A 14,640-nucleotide genomic window follows, 5' to 3' on the forward strand; every position below is an offset into this window, starting at 1 on the left:
TACCGCGATCATACTTCGGGCTCCCTCCAGGTTTGCCGGGTGATCCAATCACAGAAATTTTCGATCCCGTTGACGCGCCGGTGCGCACGGGGAAGAACCAGATAAAAGCCCGGCACCTGTTCGTTCGGCATATCCAGCAACAGGTCTTCGCCAAGGGGCGCAACCAGATCGCCTGCGCGGATGTCGCGTTTCGCGTCAAGCCGGGAGATCAGACCGACGCCCATGCCCGACAGTGTCGCGCGGCGCATGGTGGCGGCGTCATGGAAGGCCAGCTCTGATGAAATGTCCGGTTGAGAAACCCCTAAATACCTCAATGCGTCCAGCCAAAGGGTGTTTTGCAGCAACGGATTTAGCAATCGCTGACGCGTGAGATCTTGTAGGGACCGGATCTGCACCGCCAGTTCCGGCGTACAGCAAATGACTTTGTGATCCTTGATCAGCAGTTCTGCGTCCAGATCACCCCATTCGCCAAACCCCCATTGCACAGCGATATCGATATCATCGCGTTTGAAGTCCGGCATCTCGACCATGGTGGTCATGCGCAGATCGGATTGCGGCACGGATTCCCGAAAGTTCTCCAGTCGTGGCAACAGGTAACGGGTCGCGAAATAGGGCGAAACATTCAGGGTTATCCGATCCCGGTATTTCTTGGTGGTCACACGACGCACACCTTCGGCCAGTTCCTCAAAACCCGCCTCGACGTAGCGGGCCAGCAGGACGGCAGCCTCGGTCGGTTCGATGGATCTGCCCCGCCGTTCGAACAAGCGGATTTGCAACGTGTCTTCCAACAGTTTGATCTGCTGGCTCACGGCCTGGGGCGTGACCAGCAACTCATCAGCCGCGCCCCTGATTGAGCCGTGGCGCGCTGCCGCGTGAAAGGCCTTGAGAGCATTCAATGGCGGAAGCTTGAAGCGGTTCGGGCTCATGGGATTCCTTGAATCAGATCACCGCCTTTTCCAGAAACGGTTCGTTGCGTACAACCCTTTCATACCCGATTTCATGCAAATCAAGTGTTCGAAATGCGCCATAGGTGATCCATTCGGACACGCCGCGTCCTATGGCAGGCGATTGCTGCAAGCCATGACCGGAAAAGCCATTGGCAAAGATGAAATTCGACACCTCATTATGCGGCCCGGCGATCACGTTGTGATCCAGTGTATTGAACGCATAGTGCCCGGCCCAGAAGTTGATCAGCTTGATAGCCTCAAACGCTTCTGATCGCTCTGCCAGATCCATCCAGATGCGTTCAAACTCATCATGGCGCACCTCGAAGTCGTCCCAGGCAACTGCCGGGTCCACGGACGGTACAGTTCCGGACAGGAAGAATTTCCCTTCAGGACGACAGAAAGTGCCGGAAGGATCAATCATCAAGGGCAGACGCCCCTTGTTGACGGTTGCCGTGCCTTCTGGCGTCTTGGCGCAGTCGAATATGAAAAGCGACCGTTTACGCGGTTCAACCGGAACGCTCAATCCCGCCATTGCAGCAGTTTGAGCCGCGCGGGGACCGGACGCATTAACCAGGGTCCCACAGGTGATCGTCTGGCCGGTTTTCAGGACGACACCGGTAATGCGATCGCCTTCGCGGTTGATGTCAACAACTTCGTCGATCAGGTAAACGGCGCCCTGCGCCCTGGCTTTCTTCCGAAACCCGTTCATAAGACCGGTGTTGGAAAACCACCCCTCGCCAGACTGGCCATAACTTGCCAGTTGCAGATCATCCACCTTCAGATGGGGAAAGGCGTGTTTGATCTGGTCCGGCTCCCACAGAACGACATCCGCGCCAAGCGATTTCTGCACCTCGTGGTTTTCGCGCAAAATCTGTACCTGTGCATCGGATGAGGCCAGAAACAGGTAACCGCCCTCGTGGAAGTGGAGGTCGGGCTTGTCCCCGTCCACCTCCATCGTCTCGGAAAACTCCCGAATGAACCTGGTGCCGAACTGGCCGATTTGCACGTTGATCGGGTTTGAAAACTGGTTGCGAATGGCGCTGGAACTTAACGACGTTGAGGCATGCTCGAACGTGGGATCCCGTTCAACGATCAGAACAGATCCGCCAAAATCCGGGTTCGCGGTCAGGAAATAAGCAACCGCCGAGCCTATGACGGCACCACCGATTATTACCACGTCATAGCTGTCGCGCATCACTTTGCCTCATCATCCGGATGACCCAAGTCGCAGAACCAGCCACCCAGGAATTTGACACCGGGCGCTTTCGGATCGGGGGTATCTGTCTTTGCCTCCATCGCCTCGCGATAGGGTTCGGTATTGTCCAACGGATGGAAACCGATATGGCCTGCCTTGCTGTCATCCACGACCTTGAGCCGATTGTCCGAAATGCCGAACCCGATGGTGTGACCCACGCGCGGTGCCGTCAGGCCACGTTCGACATAGAGGACACAATCCGAGAACGACAGCCAGCTCCACAGCATGCGCCGATCTGCCGGTTCCGGGAAGGACGAGAAGATGCGCAGGCACAGGCTTTCGATGCCGAACTTGTCCCAATAAAGGCGGCTGAGGCTCTCGACAAAGTTCTTGGACACGCCATAGAGGCTGTCAGGTCGCACGGGGCTGTCGGCGTCGATCTGGGCTTCGACTTCGTGATAGCCGATGGCGTGAACCGAAGACGCGTAGATGACGCGTTTGACCCCGTTTTTCCGGGCCCCTTCGTAGATGTGGTAGGAGCCGCGGATATTGCTATCGAGGATGGTCTCGAAATCGACCTCCAGCGGTGCGCCGCCGAAATGCACAATGGCGTCAACGTCTTTGGTCAGCGCCATGGCGGCGTCGTAATCGCCCAGCTCGCAAACCACGGCTTCTTCATGTGGCTGCATATCGGCCATTTCCACCCGGTCGGAAATCCGCACATGGGTTGCAAGATGGGCCAGTCCCTTGCGCAGTTCAGTGCCAAGGCGGCCCGCAGCCCCGGTGATCAGGATTCTGTCAAAAGGTTTTGTCATTGTTTTTCTCAGCGTTTCAGTTTGCCCACCGCATTGGCGATGCGGCTCATGGCTTTGTTCAATTCTTCGTCGGATGTGGCTGTCGAGATGCGGAAGAACGGCGACAGACCGTAGGCCGTGCCCGGAACCGCTGCCACATGGCCATCATCCAGAAGGTATTGCGTGACGGCAATGTCATCCGACAGAACGTCGCCTGCGGGTGTTTTAGCCCCGATCAGCGCCGCGCAGCCGATATAAGCGTAAAACGCCCCTTCCGGTGGGTCGAGCGTCAGCCCCTCAATGCTGGCAATGGCTTCGACAACCAGATCCCGGCGGCGCTCGAAGGCCTCCCGGAACCGGGCCACGTCATCTTGCGGACCGTCAAGCGCGGCCTGGGTGGCGATCTGCGCAGGTGTGCAAACCGAAGTGCAGGATTGGCTTTGCACCGTGGACATCGCCTTGATCAGGTCGGGCGGCCCAGCGGCGTAACCCACCCGCCAGCCTGTCATGGCATAGGCCTTGGAGACACCGTTGACAATCAGGGTCCGAACACGGAGCTGCGGGCAGGCGGCGCCAAAGGACACAAATTCGCGTCCGTCAAAGACGATATGTTCATAGATTTCATCGGACAGGATCATCACTTGCGGATACCGCTCCAGAACCGCGCCAAGGGCTTGCAACTGCTCAAGGGTATAGACGGCACCCGATGGGTTGCCGGGCATGTTCAAAAACAGCCAGCGCGTTTTGTCGGTAATGGCGTCTTCCAGAAGCTCGGGCGTCAGACGAAAGCCGGCTTCGGCGGGGCACGCCGGGGTCACCGGCACACCGCCGAACAGTTTTGCCATTTCCGGGTACGAGACGAAGTAGGGTGCGGGCAGGATCAGCTCATCGCCGTCTTCGACCGTGGCCATCAGCGCGTTGAAAATGATCTGCTTGGCTCCGTTGGCCACCGCGATCTCGTCAATGGCATAGTCCAACCCGTTTTCACGCTTGAATTTCGCGGCGACAGAGCGGCGGCAATCGGGAGACCCCAAAGCCGCCGTGTAAAGCATCCGTTCGCGCTGCGCTGCCTCGAATGCAGCCTCGGTCACATGGGCCGGGGCGGCAAAATCCGGCTCTCCCAGCCCCAGATTGCAAACATCGACACCTGTGGCAGCCAGATCTTTGGCAGCCTGACTAACAGCCATCGAAGCAGAGGGTTTAACGACGGAAAGGCGCGTGGCGATTTTGGTCATGTTTCTTCTCCGGCCACGTACCCCTTGAGGCGATCATCAGCGTTTGCCTCTTCGTCGCGTTCGGATGCAGGGCCAAACCCACCACCACCGGGCGCTTTCAGGATAAGGCGCTTCCCGGCAGGGACATGTTGCCAGCCTTTCGGGCGCAGTTGAGTGCCATCGCACAGTTCCACCACGCCGGGCGCGCCATCCTCGCCGCCGTCACGTCCCCGGGCGGGGTGGTTCACGCGGTCAAACATGGCGGAAAAGTCGAACTCGTGCCCCTCGGCCGGAGCAATTTCGATAATCTGCCCCAATCCACCGCGCAGCTTTCCTGCGCCGCCGCTGTCGGGGCGCAGTTCCTTGCGCCAGACGATGATGGGGCCGGTGTGCTCGGTCGCCTCAATCGGCATCGTGTGAACACCCGATGGGAATGCTGTCGCGCCCAAACCATCCAGTTCAGGACGTGCGCCGGTGCCGCCGGAGTTGAACATCAAAATTTCAGACCTGCGGCCCTGACCACCTGCTGAGGGACGAGCAGAGATATGAATGTTCCAAAGCGCTGCAGCCCCTTCGGCCATGATCTGCCCGGGAAGGGCCTTGGCCATTGCCCCCAGCACCAGATCAGGCACCATATGACCCATGACATGGCGAAGAGACACCGGCGCGGGCCGCTCTGCATTCAGGATGTTGGTGGGGGATGAGACCGTGAATGGCTCCAGCGACGCAGAGTTGTTGGGGATATCAGGGGCCACCACGCATTTGACCGCATAGCAGGCATAGGCCTTGGAATAGATCAGCGGGCAGTTGATGCCCCAGTTGCTTTGTCCATCGGTCCCGGTGAAATCCACATTCACCTCGCCGTCCCGGACCGAAACGGTGGTCGCGAGTTTGACTGGCACGTCATAACCGTCGACCGTCATCTCGTTTTGCCAATGGCCTCTCGGCAGACCTGCAATCCGCTCAAGCGTGGCCGCGCGGGAGCGGTCGAAAATGAAGGCGCCCAGATCATCCAGACTGGCCATACCGGTTTCCGACATCATATCGATCAATCGGCGGTGACCCACTTCGTTACAGGCCGCCAGGGAATAGAAATCCCCCACCACCTGATTGGCCTCGCGCACATTGTTGCGCAGGATGTTGATCAGGTCACGGTTTACCTCGCCGCGCTCGGCGAATTTCATGATCGGGATCAGGATACCTTCCTCGTAGACCGACTTTCCATCGGCCCCGAAACCCCGGCCACCCACATCGACGACATGCGCGGTACAGGCGAAAAAGGCGACCAGTTTGCCATCCTTGAACGAAGGCGCGACCATGGTGATGTCATGCAGATGCCCCGTGCCCTTCCACGGGTCGTTGGTGACATAGCAGTCACCCTCGTACATTTCATCGCCCGGTATCTCGGCCAGGAAATTCAACACCGCTTCGGCCATTGTGTTGACGTGTCCCGGGGTGCCGGTCACAGCCTGCGCCAGCATCAGACCGTCGGGTGTAAAGACGCCTGCGGACAGGTCGCCCGCCTCGCGCACCGAGGTTGAAAAGGCGGTGCGCAGCAGTGTCAACGCCTGTTCCTCGACCACCGAGATCAGGCGGTTCCACATCACCTGCATGCGGATTTCTGTAAGTCCGGCCATGGCTCAGGCCTCCTTCCGAATGAGAAGAATGGTACCGTCGCCCTGCAAAACAGCATCAAACGGCGAGGTGACAACGGTTGAGGTTTCACGCTCGACGATCACGGCGGGGCCTTCGATCCGATCGCCCGGCGACAAGGTGTCACGTTCGACAATGCGACTGTCCTGCAACCCGTCGCTGCTGGGATCAAAGACCGGGCGTGTCGCTGCACCGGTGGACATTTTTCCGTCCGTCAGCATGTCCTGGCGCTGTGGCAACGGTCGTATATCACTGGCTTTCATCGACCAGGTGACAATTTCGATCTCCAGCCCGTCCAGCCCGTCGATGGCGCGGCCAAAGAACCGGGCATAGTTTTCACGGAACCGATCACGGATCAGGGCGACATCATCGGCACCAAGGACCCGATCCGGGATCGCGACCGGAATTTCCCAACCTTGCCCCTGATAGCGCATGAAAGCCACGATTTCGCGTTTGATTTCACCATCGGTCCCGGCGCGCACGAACCCTTCTGCGGTTTCGCGCAGATCAGTCAGCATGGCGTTCACCGCATCCACGTCAAATTCCGAAAGACGCACAAGGCGCGAGGCCAACGCTTCGTATCCAAACGGCGCTTTCAGGAATCCAATGGCCGACCCGACACCCGCGCCGGGCGGGATCAGGCACTGATCAACGCCCAGCTTTTCACACAGGCGCGCGGCGTGTAGCGGGGCGGCACCGCCAAATGCGATCATCACGTTGTCCGAAATGTTCTTGCCGTTCTCAACCGCATGAACACGGGCTGCGTTGGCCATGTTCTCGTCCACAACCTCGACAATGCCAAAGGCAGCCTCCAGTGGATCAAGTGACAGCTTGTCGCCCACATCCCTGGCAATTGCCGTGCTCGATGCATCTTTCGACAGTTTGATCGCCCCACCGGCAAAGTTATCCGGGTCGATCTTGCCCAGCATGACATCGGCGTCTGTAATCGCAGGATGATCACCACCGCGATTGTAGCACGCCGGGCCCGGTTCCGAGGCCGCGCTTTCAGGTCCCGTCTGGATGCGTCCCATAGAGTCGACCCAGGCAATTGAACCGCCACCGGCACCGATCTCGATCATCTCGATCACAGGGATCGAAATCGGCATGCCGGACCCTTTGCAGAAACGATAGGTGCGGGCGACCTCAAACGTGCGCGCGGTTTGTGGTTCGAAATCCTCGATCAGGCAGATCTTGGCTGTGGTCCCACCCATGTCATAGCTGACGACTTTTTCCAGACCAAAGCGCGCCGCCACATCAGCTGCAAAGATCGCGCCGCCGGCCGGGCCGGATTCAACCAGTCGAACGGGAAATTCACTGGCCGTTTCCACCGAAATCAGGCCACCGCCTGAATGGATCATAAAGACCGGGCAGTTTGCACCCTGCTCTTTCAGGCGGGATTGCAGCCGCGTCAGATAATCTTCCATCTGAGGGCGCACATAGGCGTTGGCGCACACCGTGTTGAACCGTTCGAATTCCCGCATCTGCGGGCTGACCTCGGCACTGATCGAGATCGGTAGACCGGGCAGTTTTGCTTCCAGAATTTCCCGTGCACGTTCTTCATGTGCCGGGTTCTGGTAAGAGTGGATAAAGCCAATTGCCACGGCGCCAAAGCCGCCTTCGCGAATTTCGTCCGCCAGTGCTTCAAGCCGGGCTTCATCCAGCGGCTGAAGTTCATTGCCCTGTGCATCAATCCGGCCCGCGACCGGGAAACGGTCCTGACGCGGGATCAGGGGCGCGGGCAGTTTAATGTTCAGGTCATATTGCTCAAACCGGTTTTCCGTCCGCATTTCAATGACATCGCGGAACCCTTCGGTGGTCACGAGCGCCGTCCTGGCCCCGCGCCGTTCGATCAGAGCATTGGTGGCCAGCGTAGTGCCGTGGATGATGATATCCAGATCAGAAAAACTGATCCCCGCTTGTTCTACGACAATGGCGATTCCGTCCAGAATGGCCTGTTCGGGGGCCGTATAATTGGTCAGCACCTTGGTCGAATAGAGGTCGCCGCGCACGTCCAGCGCGACGTCGGTGAAGGTGCCGCCGATATCGGCACCCAGGCGAATGTCCTGCGTTGTCATGCCTGGGCTCCTTTTGCGGCGTCACGCATCTGGCTGAGGGTCTGGCGCGGTGTCAGGGCCTCGGGAGAAATATTGAGTTCCAGAACCGCACCAGATTGTGAGGCCATGGCACGTTCGAACGCGGCCTCGAAATCTTCGGTCTTTTCCACCCGTTCGGCGTGATAGCCATAAGCTTTGGCAAGCGCCACGAAATCCGGGTTTTCAAGCGTCGTTCCGGACACACGCTCGGGATAGGTTTTTTCCTGGTGCATCCGGATGGTGCCGTAAATTCCATTGTTCAGGATCAGGATGATCGGCTGCGCCCCGGCCTGCATGGCGGTGCCAAGCTCCTGACAGTTCATCTGGAAATCACCGTCCCCGGCAAAGCAGACGACCGTGCGCTCAGGATGCGCGACCTTGGCGGCAATGGATGCAGGCACGCCGTATCCCATCGCACCCGATTGCGGGGCCAGCAAGCGTTGGCCGGGGCCGAATTTGAAGAACTTGTTGGGCCAGACGGTGAAATTGCCCGCACCGTTGGTCAGCACAACATCCGCAGGCAGGCGGTCGCGCAGATAGGCCGTGACCTTACCCATATCCACCGGGCTGGGCAGGTCCGGCAGGTCGAATGCGGCCTCGTAACCGACGCGTGCATCTGCGCGCCAGTCGGCCCACTGCCCCCTTGCAGTATGTCCCGCCAATGCGGAGGCAAAGGCGTTGGGTCCGGCCTGAATGCCCAAGTCCGGAATATAGACCTTGCCCAGTTCTCGGTCTGAAACGTGGACATGGATCAGCTTTTGCGTTGGCTGCGGCACATTAAGCAGTGTATAGCCGTCAGTCGTCATTTCGCCAAACCGAACACCGATGGCAAGGATCAGATCGGCAGCCTTGATCAGGGATTTGGTCGCGGGTGTCATGCCGACACCGGCATCGCCCACGTAGCTGTCAGAGTGGTTGTCATAAATATCCTGAAACCGGAACGCGGCCAGAACCGGCACGTCCGAGCTTTCGGCAAAACGTTGCAACGCAGCACTGCCGTCGCGGCCCCAACCGCCGCCACCCATCAGGATCAGCGGGCGTTTGGCCTGTTCAAATGCCGAAAGGACCGCCGTTACGGCGCTGGAAGAGGGCGCGGGCTCTTCGACCGACATCGGACCGGCGAGAGCGGGAACCGTGGATGTCTCGGTCAGCATATCCTCCGGCAAGGCCACGACAACCGGCCCGGGGCGACCGGTCCTTGCGGTGCTCCAGGCGCGGGCGATGATCTCGGGGATACGGTCAATATTGTCGATCTCGGTGGCCCATTTGGCGACCGGGCCGAAATAGGCGCGATAGTCCACCTCCTGAAACGCCTCGCGGCCTTTCATGTCGGTGCCGACCTGACCGACAAAGAGGATCATCGGTGCGCTGTCCTGCATCGCCGTATGCACCCCGATCGAGGCATTGGTGGCACCCGGGCCTCGGGTCACAAAGCACAAACCCGGCTGTCCTGTCAGCTTGCCATAGGCTGCCGCCATGAAGGCTGCGCCACCTTCGTTCCGGCACAGCGTGAAGTCCAGAGCGCCCCGGGTGTCATGCAACGCATCCAGTACCGCCAGGTAGCTTTCCCCGGGTACGCCAAAGCTGTGCTGGGCACCGAGCGCCTGCAAGCATTCAACAAGGATCTGTCCGCCGTTTCGTTCCGTCATGTTCGCCGAGCCCTCTGAAACCGGTTTTCGCCTGAGATTAGCATCGCATGGTGCGGTTTGTCGGTGCAGAAAATCTTGTGATTGGCAAGAAAAACTGCATCCAGGCAGCGTCTGATCCGCCACAACCCGACTGGATTGTGCGGATCAGACGCTGACCCTCACGCGTAGATGTACCCACCTGAAACAATGATGTTTTCGCCGGTCATATAAGTGTTCCTGGCGCCGCCGGCCATCATGACCCATTCAGCCATCTCGCGCGGCTCACCGCCGCGACCCAACGGGCTGGCCGCCGCCAGTTCCCCCAGGAAGCCAGCCTCGCGCGCCTTGTCCGTTGCCATGCCCGCGGGTGCCACGGAATTGACCAGAATGTTGTCCGGGGCAACCTCATGCGCGAAGCTCTTGGTCAGGCTGACCACCGCGGCCTTGGTCGCGGCATAATGCGCGTTCTGCGGATGCGCCTTGAAGGCGTCCACCGATGTGATGTTGACGATCCGCCCCTTCACCACGTCCTCCGTGTCCTGCGCGCGGAACTGTTTGATGGCCGCCACGCAGATGTGGAATGTGCCCTTGATATTGACCGCGTTTGAAGCATCCCAATCCGCATCCGTGATCTCAAGCATCGGCTTGCGCGGGTAGATCGCGGCAGAATTGATCACCGTATCCACGCGGCCCAGTTGCTGTGCCACTTGTGCAAAGGCCGCATGAGCGGCATCGGCGGTGCGGATGTCCCCGCCAGCCGAGGCCGTTTTCAGCCCTGCCGCACGGGCCGACGCAAGCGCGGCATCAGCCGCGTCACCATTCACATCAATGATGCCAACCCCGGCAGCACCGTTTTCAACAGCCATATCCGCCAGCAGCAGCCCCAGACCTGTGCCGCCACCCACGACAACAACAGACAATCCGTCCATGTCAGTTTTCCTTCTTGGCAAAGCCCCCGCCGCCGACAAACTGGGCAGTGGGCAGAATATCAAATCGTGTCACATCCACATGGGGTGGCATTTGCAGGACCGACAACAGCATCTGTGCAACGTCATCGGGTTGCACTGCGTCAAAGGCCGCGTACATGTCGGCCCGCAGACGGTCGGTCAGAATGTCATTATAGAGGTTGGTTTCGACCCGACCTGCGACAATCTCGGTCACGCGGACACCGGACCCGGAAATGTCGCAGCGCAAGGCGGCGGCAAAACTCGAAATCGCCGCCTTGGAGGCCCCATATACCGCCATATTCGGAAAAGGCGCCTGACCCGCAGTGGAGCCGGTAAAAAACACATGCCCTCGGCCCCGCGCCATCATCCCGGGCAGGATCAGGCGGGTGGTCGCAATGGCCGCACTCAGGTTCACCTCAAGCGTGGTGTCGATATCGGACTGGTCCATCTGGTCAAAGCCGACAATCGGTGGAATGACACCCGCATTGTTGACCAGCACATCAATGTCTTCCCCATCCAGCGCTGTTACCAGAGCCTCACGGTCGGTGAGGTCCAGCGCCAACGGGTGGACCCCTTTCGTTGCCTGCATCTGTTCAAGCGTAGCCGAACTGCGCCCCAAAGCGATAACCTGATGACCCGCACCGGCCAGCGCAAAGGTGATGGCCTTGCCGATGCCACTTGTTGCACCGGCCACCAAAGCAGTATGAGTTCTTTTGATCATGACGTGACCACCTCCTGTAAACCTCCTTTGATCATGCTGTTCGCGCGGGGCTGCGGAAAGCAAGTGCAACAAAAGGTCCGCGATTGCCGGCATCAGGATAAGACAAATCAAACACGCGCCCTTGGGCTGACACGGTCGTGTGGGACTTGGAGTTCGCAATGAAAGACATGAGGCCCTTCCCGATTGATTGCCGAAGTCTGGATGCGTGAGGTTCTCGCCTGCATACGGAATACCCAAGCTTGAGGCTACTTCGCGAGGAAGCGAAAACAAGAATTTCCGCGAATAGAAAAGTTATTCTTGCGAGGGGTTTTCCCGGACAATGACGCCTGGATTCAATATCCCCTTCGGGTCCATCGCGGCCCTGAGGGTGCCCATGAGATGTCGTTCTTCCGGGCTACGTAATTGATCCGCATAGGTTATCTTTGATCTGCCCAATCCATGCTCCGCCGCAAAACTCCCCCCCGCCGCTTCGGCCGCACGATACAGGCACAGCGAAAGCGCCGCTTTGCTCTCTCCGAAATCGGACAACCCGGATGGTGGCGACAGATTGAAGTGGATGTTCCCGTCGCCAAGATGCCCGAACGGGTTCGATCTGACACCCGGTAGGATCGCCTCCAGCTTTGGAATGGTCTCATCAATGAATTGGCCCAGACTTGCCACGGGCACCGAAATATCATGCTTGATCTGTGCATTTTCCAGCCGCTGACCTTCGGGCATTTCTTCGCGCAGATGCCACATCGTACCTCTTTGGGCCTCATTGGCCGCAACCGCGCCATCTACGACCAAACCGGCCTCTAACGCTGTCCCAAGTGCCTCTTCCAGCATGGCTGAAAGGTCAATGCCGTGGGCCGAGGTCGACAATTCCACCAACGCATAGGCGGGCGTACGTTCGGTCAGCGGATACGCCGCCCCCGAGACATTTCTCAGCAACATCTCTAGCCCGGTGTCGCAGAAGAACTCCAGTGCCGAGATGAACTCGCCCAGATCCCGGCGCAATGCCGCACCCAGACGGACCAGTGTCTCGAAATCCTGAACCGCCAGCAGGGCCGTCGCGCGCGAGACAGGCGCGGGGTACAGGCGGAGCGCGGCGCGTGTCACAACGCCCAACGTACCTTCGGACCCGCAGAACAAGCGGCGCAGTTGATACCCCGCATTGTCCTTGAGCAGGGGCCGCAACCCGTTCCAGATGCGCCCGTCCGCCGTCACGACCTCAAGCCCCAAAACAAGATCCTGCATCATGCCATAACGAAGCGCATGGCTGCCCCCCGCATTGGTGGCAATCAGCCCGCCAATCTGCGCGCTGCCTTCGGCCCCCAGATGCATGGGAAAAATCAGGTTTTGATCCTCAACCGCCTTATGCACTGAAGCCAGAATTGCCCCGGCCTCAACCGTGACCGAAAACGCCAGCGGATCAACCGGTTCAATCCTGTTCATGCGCGAGAGTGACAGAATGATATGCCCCGCTGCCCCCGGCACCGCCCCTGCGCATAGGCTGGTATTGCCGCCCTGAGGTGTCACCGGAACGCCCGCAGCATGGGCGCGCCGCATCACCTCGGCGACTTCTGCCGTGTTGGCCGGACGCGCAACGCCCAAGGGTCGGTGCGCGTGCATTTTCAGCCAATCCGTCTGATAGGATTCAAGATCGTCCGTCAGCCAGCCTTTCGGCCCCAGCAGTGTAGCAAGCTCTTGGTCCAGCGCCATACCTTACCCCGCAAATGTATATACGGTCTTGACCGAGGTGTAGAATTCCACCGCGTATCTCCCTTGCTCGCGGGATCCAAATGACGAGCCTTTGCGCCCGCCGAATGGCACGTGGTAATCCACCCCTGCAGTCGGCAGGTTGACCATCACCATTCCCGCCTCAGAACGGCGCTTGAATTCACGCGCATAGCGCAGCGAACTGGTGCAGATGCCGGAACTCAACCCGAACTCGGTGTCATTCGCCAGCGCAACTGCGTGTTCAAAATCGCTGGCTTTGATCACACTTGCGCAGGGGCCAAAAATCTCTTCGCGGCTCGATCGCATGTCGTTGGTTGCATTCACGAACAATGCAGGGGCCTGAAAATAGCCAGGACGATCCATATGCCCGCCGCCAATCACCTCGACCCCTTCCTTGCGTGCCAGGTCCACATAACCAAGATTGCCACGCAGCTGGCTCTCGGATGACACCGGCCCGATCTGTGTTGCCGCGTCCAGCGGGTCGCCCAACACAAGCTTGCTCATGGTGGATTGCATGCGCTCGACAAATTCATCGTGAATGCTCTCTTCCACGATCAGCCGGGACGAAGCAGTACAACGCTGTCCGGTCGAATAGAAGGCACCGTTGATGCAAGCACCAACCGCCACATCCAGATCAGCATCGCCCATCACCACCATCGGGTTCTTGCCGCCCATCTCCATCTGCAACTTCTTGCGATGACGTGCGCACCCTTCGGCAATACGCTGGCCCACACCTTCGGAGCCTGTGAAGGAGATTGCGGCCACATCCTTGTGATCAACCAGCGCGCTTCCGATCACCGACCCCGGCCCCATGGCCAGATTGAACACGCCCGGCGGGCAGCCGGCTTCTTGCAGGATTTCAGCCATCAGGTGCGCCGAGGCTGGCGTTTGTTCTGCCGGTTTCATCACCACCGTATTGCCAAAGGCCAACGCTGGCGCCGCTTTCCACGCAGGGATTGCGATTGGAAAGTTCCAGGGTGTAATCAGACCGATGACACCCAATGGTTCGCGCGTGACCTCGACATCAACGCCGTCACGGATCGAGGCAATCGCATCACCGGCCAGTCGAACGGCTTCACCTGCATAGAACTTGAACAACTGCCCGGCGCGCACTGCTTCGCCCGTTGCCTCGGCCAGGGTCTTTCCCTCTTCGCGCGCCAGAATACGTCCAATCTCGGCGCTGCGGGACAAGATTACAGCGCCGACGCGATCCAGAATATCGGCGCGGTATTGCGGAGAAGATGCGGCCCAGCCCGAAAAAGCTTGCGCGGCAGCATCAACGGCTCGGTCTACCGTTTGGGCATCTCCCCTGGCGAAAAGCCCTATCTGGTCGTCCGGATTTGCGGGGCTTCGGTTGTCGGATTGGGATTGGGTCGCCACCCATTCGCCGCCGATTAGGTTCAACTTGGTCATTTTCAGCTCCTGCGACCGGGATTCCCCCAAACTATGAGGCAATCGCAGCATGAAAGTGTGCAAGAAATTCTGGTGATGGAAAATAAATTCTTCTGAATTGGAATTGCCGAAAGTCTCCACTGAAAATGATGCTGGCCTGACGTCATGAAACTGCTCACTGCAGAACAAAGCGGCAATATTACGCGTTTCCGAACGGGACTGTTGCGTTAATTTACTTGAGTCAAAACTACTGAGTTTGCCCTGCGTATCATGCGGCTCCGAACAGTTGACTGATGAACTGGATCTCGCCCTTCACACCTGGTTGTTTGTTATGAAT

General features: G+C 59.0%; 11 protein-coding genes. All 11 read right to left on the reverse strand.

Annotated elements, in window-relative coordinates; genetic code table 11:
* Positions 1–8 precede the first annotated feature (8 nt).
* A complete protein-coding gene (locus tag V6N02_RS20695; protein WP_371229064.1) occupies positions 9–926 on the reverse strand; it encodes a LysR substrate-binding domain-containing protein in 918 nt (305 codons plus the stop codon).
* A gap of 13 nt (positions 927–939) precedes the next feature.
* Positions 940–2,142 (reverse strand): NAD(P)/FAD-dependent oxidoreductase, encoded by a 1,203-nt coding sequence (locus V6N02_RS20700; protein WP_371229067.1) that lies wholly within the window; start codon positions 2,140–2,142, stop codon positions 940–942.
* Positions 2,142–2,957: an NAD-dependent epimerase/dehydratase family protein gene (locus V6N02_RS20705; protein ID WP_371229069.1), complete on the reverse strand. Its 816-nt coding sequence runs from the start codon at positions 2,955–2,957 to the stop codon at positions 2,142–2,144. The genes V6N02_RS20700 and V6N02_RS20705 overlap by 1 nt, the downstream gene beginning before the upstream one ends.
* Before the next feature lie 8 nt (positions 2,958–2,965).
* On the reverse strand, positions 2,966–4,171 hold the full coding sequence (locus V6N02_RS20710; RefSeq protein WP_371229072.1) for a pyridoxal phosphate-dependent aminotransferase: 1,206 nt from the start codon (positions 4,169–4,171) through the stop codon (positions 2,966–2,968).
* On the reverse strand, positions 4,168–5,787 hold the full coding sequence (locus V6N02_RS20715; protein ID WP_371229075.1) for a hydantoinase B/oxoprolinase family protein: 1,620 nt from the start codon (positions 5,785–5,787) through the stop codon (positions 4,168–4,170). The genes V6N02_RS20710 and V6N02_RS20715 overlap by 4 nt, the downstream gene beginning before the upstream one ends.
* 3 nt (positions 5,788–5,790) lie before the next feature.
* Positions 5,791–7,878 (reverse strand): hydantoinase/oxoprolinase family protein, encoded by a 2,088-nt coding sequence (locus V6N02_RS20720; RefSeq protein WP_371229078.1) that lies wholly within the window; start codon positions 7,876–7,878, stop codon positions 5,791–5,793.
* The gene (locus V6N02_RS20725) at positions 7,875–9,545 is read right to left on the reverse strand and encodes a thiamine pyrophosphate-binding protein (protein WP_371229081.1); all 1,671 of its coding nucleotides are present in this window, start codon (positions 9,543–9,545) and stop codon (positions 7,875–7,877) included. The genes V6N02_RS20720 and V6N02_RS20725 overlap by 4 nt, the downstream gene beginning before the upstream one ends.
* A gap of 158 nt (positions 9,546–9,703) precedes the next feature.
* Positions 9,704–10,453 carry an SDR family NAD(P)-dependent oxidoreductase gene (locus V6N02_RS20730; protein ID WP_371229084.1) on the reverse strand — a complete coding sequence of 250 codons (750 nt, stop codon included), beginning with the start codon at positions 10,451–10,453 and terminating at the stop codon, positions 9,704–9,706.
* Between the two features lies 1 nt (position 10,454).
* Entirely contained in the window at positions 10,455–11,192 is a 738-nt protein-coding gene (locus V6N02_RS20735; RefSeq protein WP_371229087.1) for an SDR family oxidoreductase, read from the reverse strand.
* 291 nt (positions 11,193–11,483) lie between these two features.
* On the reverse strand, positions 11,484–12,893 hold the full coding sequence (locus tag V6N02_RS20740) for an FAD-binding oxidoreductase (RefSeq protein ID WP_371229090.1): 1,410 nt from the start codon (positions 12,891–12,893) through the stop codon (positions 11,484–11,486).
* 3 nt (positions 12,894–12,896) lie between these two features.
* Positions 12,897–14,324 (reverse strand): aldehyde dehydrogenase family protein, encoded by a 1,428-nt coding sequence (locus tag V6N02_RS20745; protein WP_371229093.1) that lies wholly within the window; start codon positions 14,322–14,324, stop codon positions 12,897–12,899.
* Positions 14,325–14,640 lie beyond the last annotated feature (316 nt).

Origin of the sequence: Roseovarius conchicola (assembly GCF_041403425.1) — a bacterium.
Classification (GTDB): domain Bacteria; phylum Pseudomonadota; class Alphaproteobacteria; order Rhodobacterales; family Rhodobacteraceae; genus Roseovarius; species Roseovarius conchicola.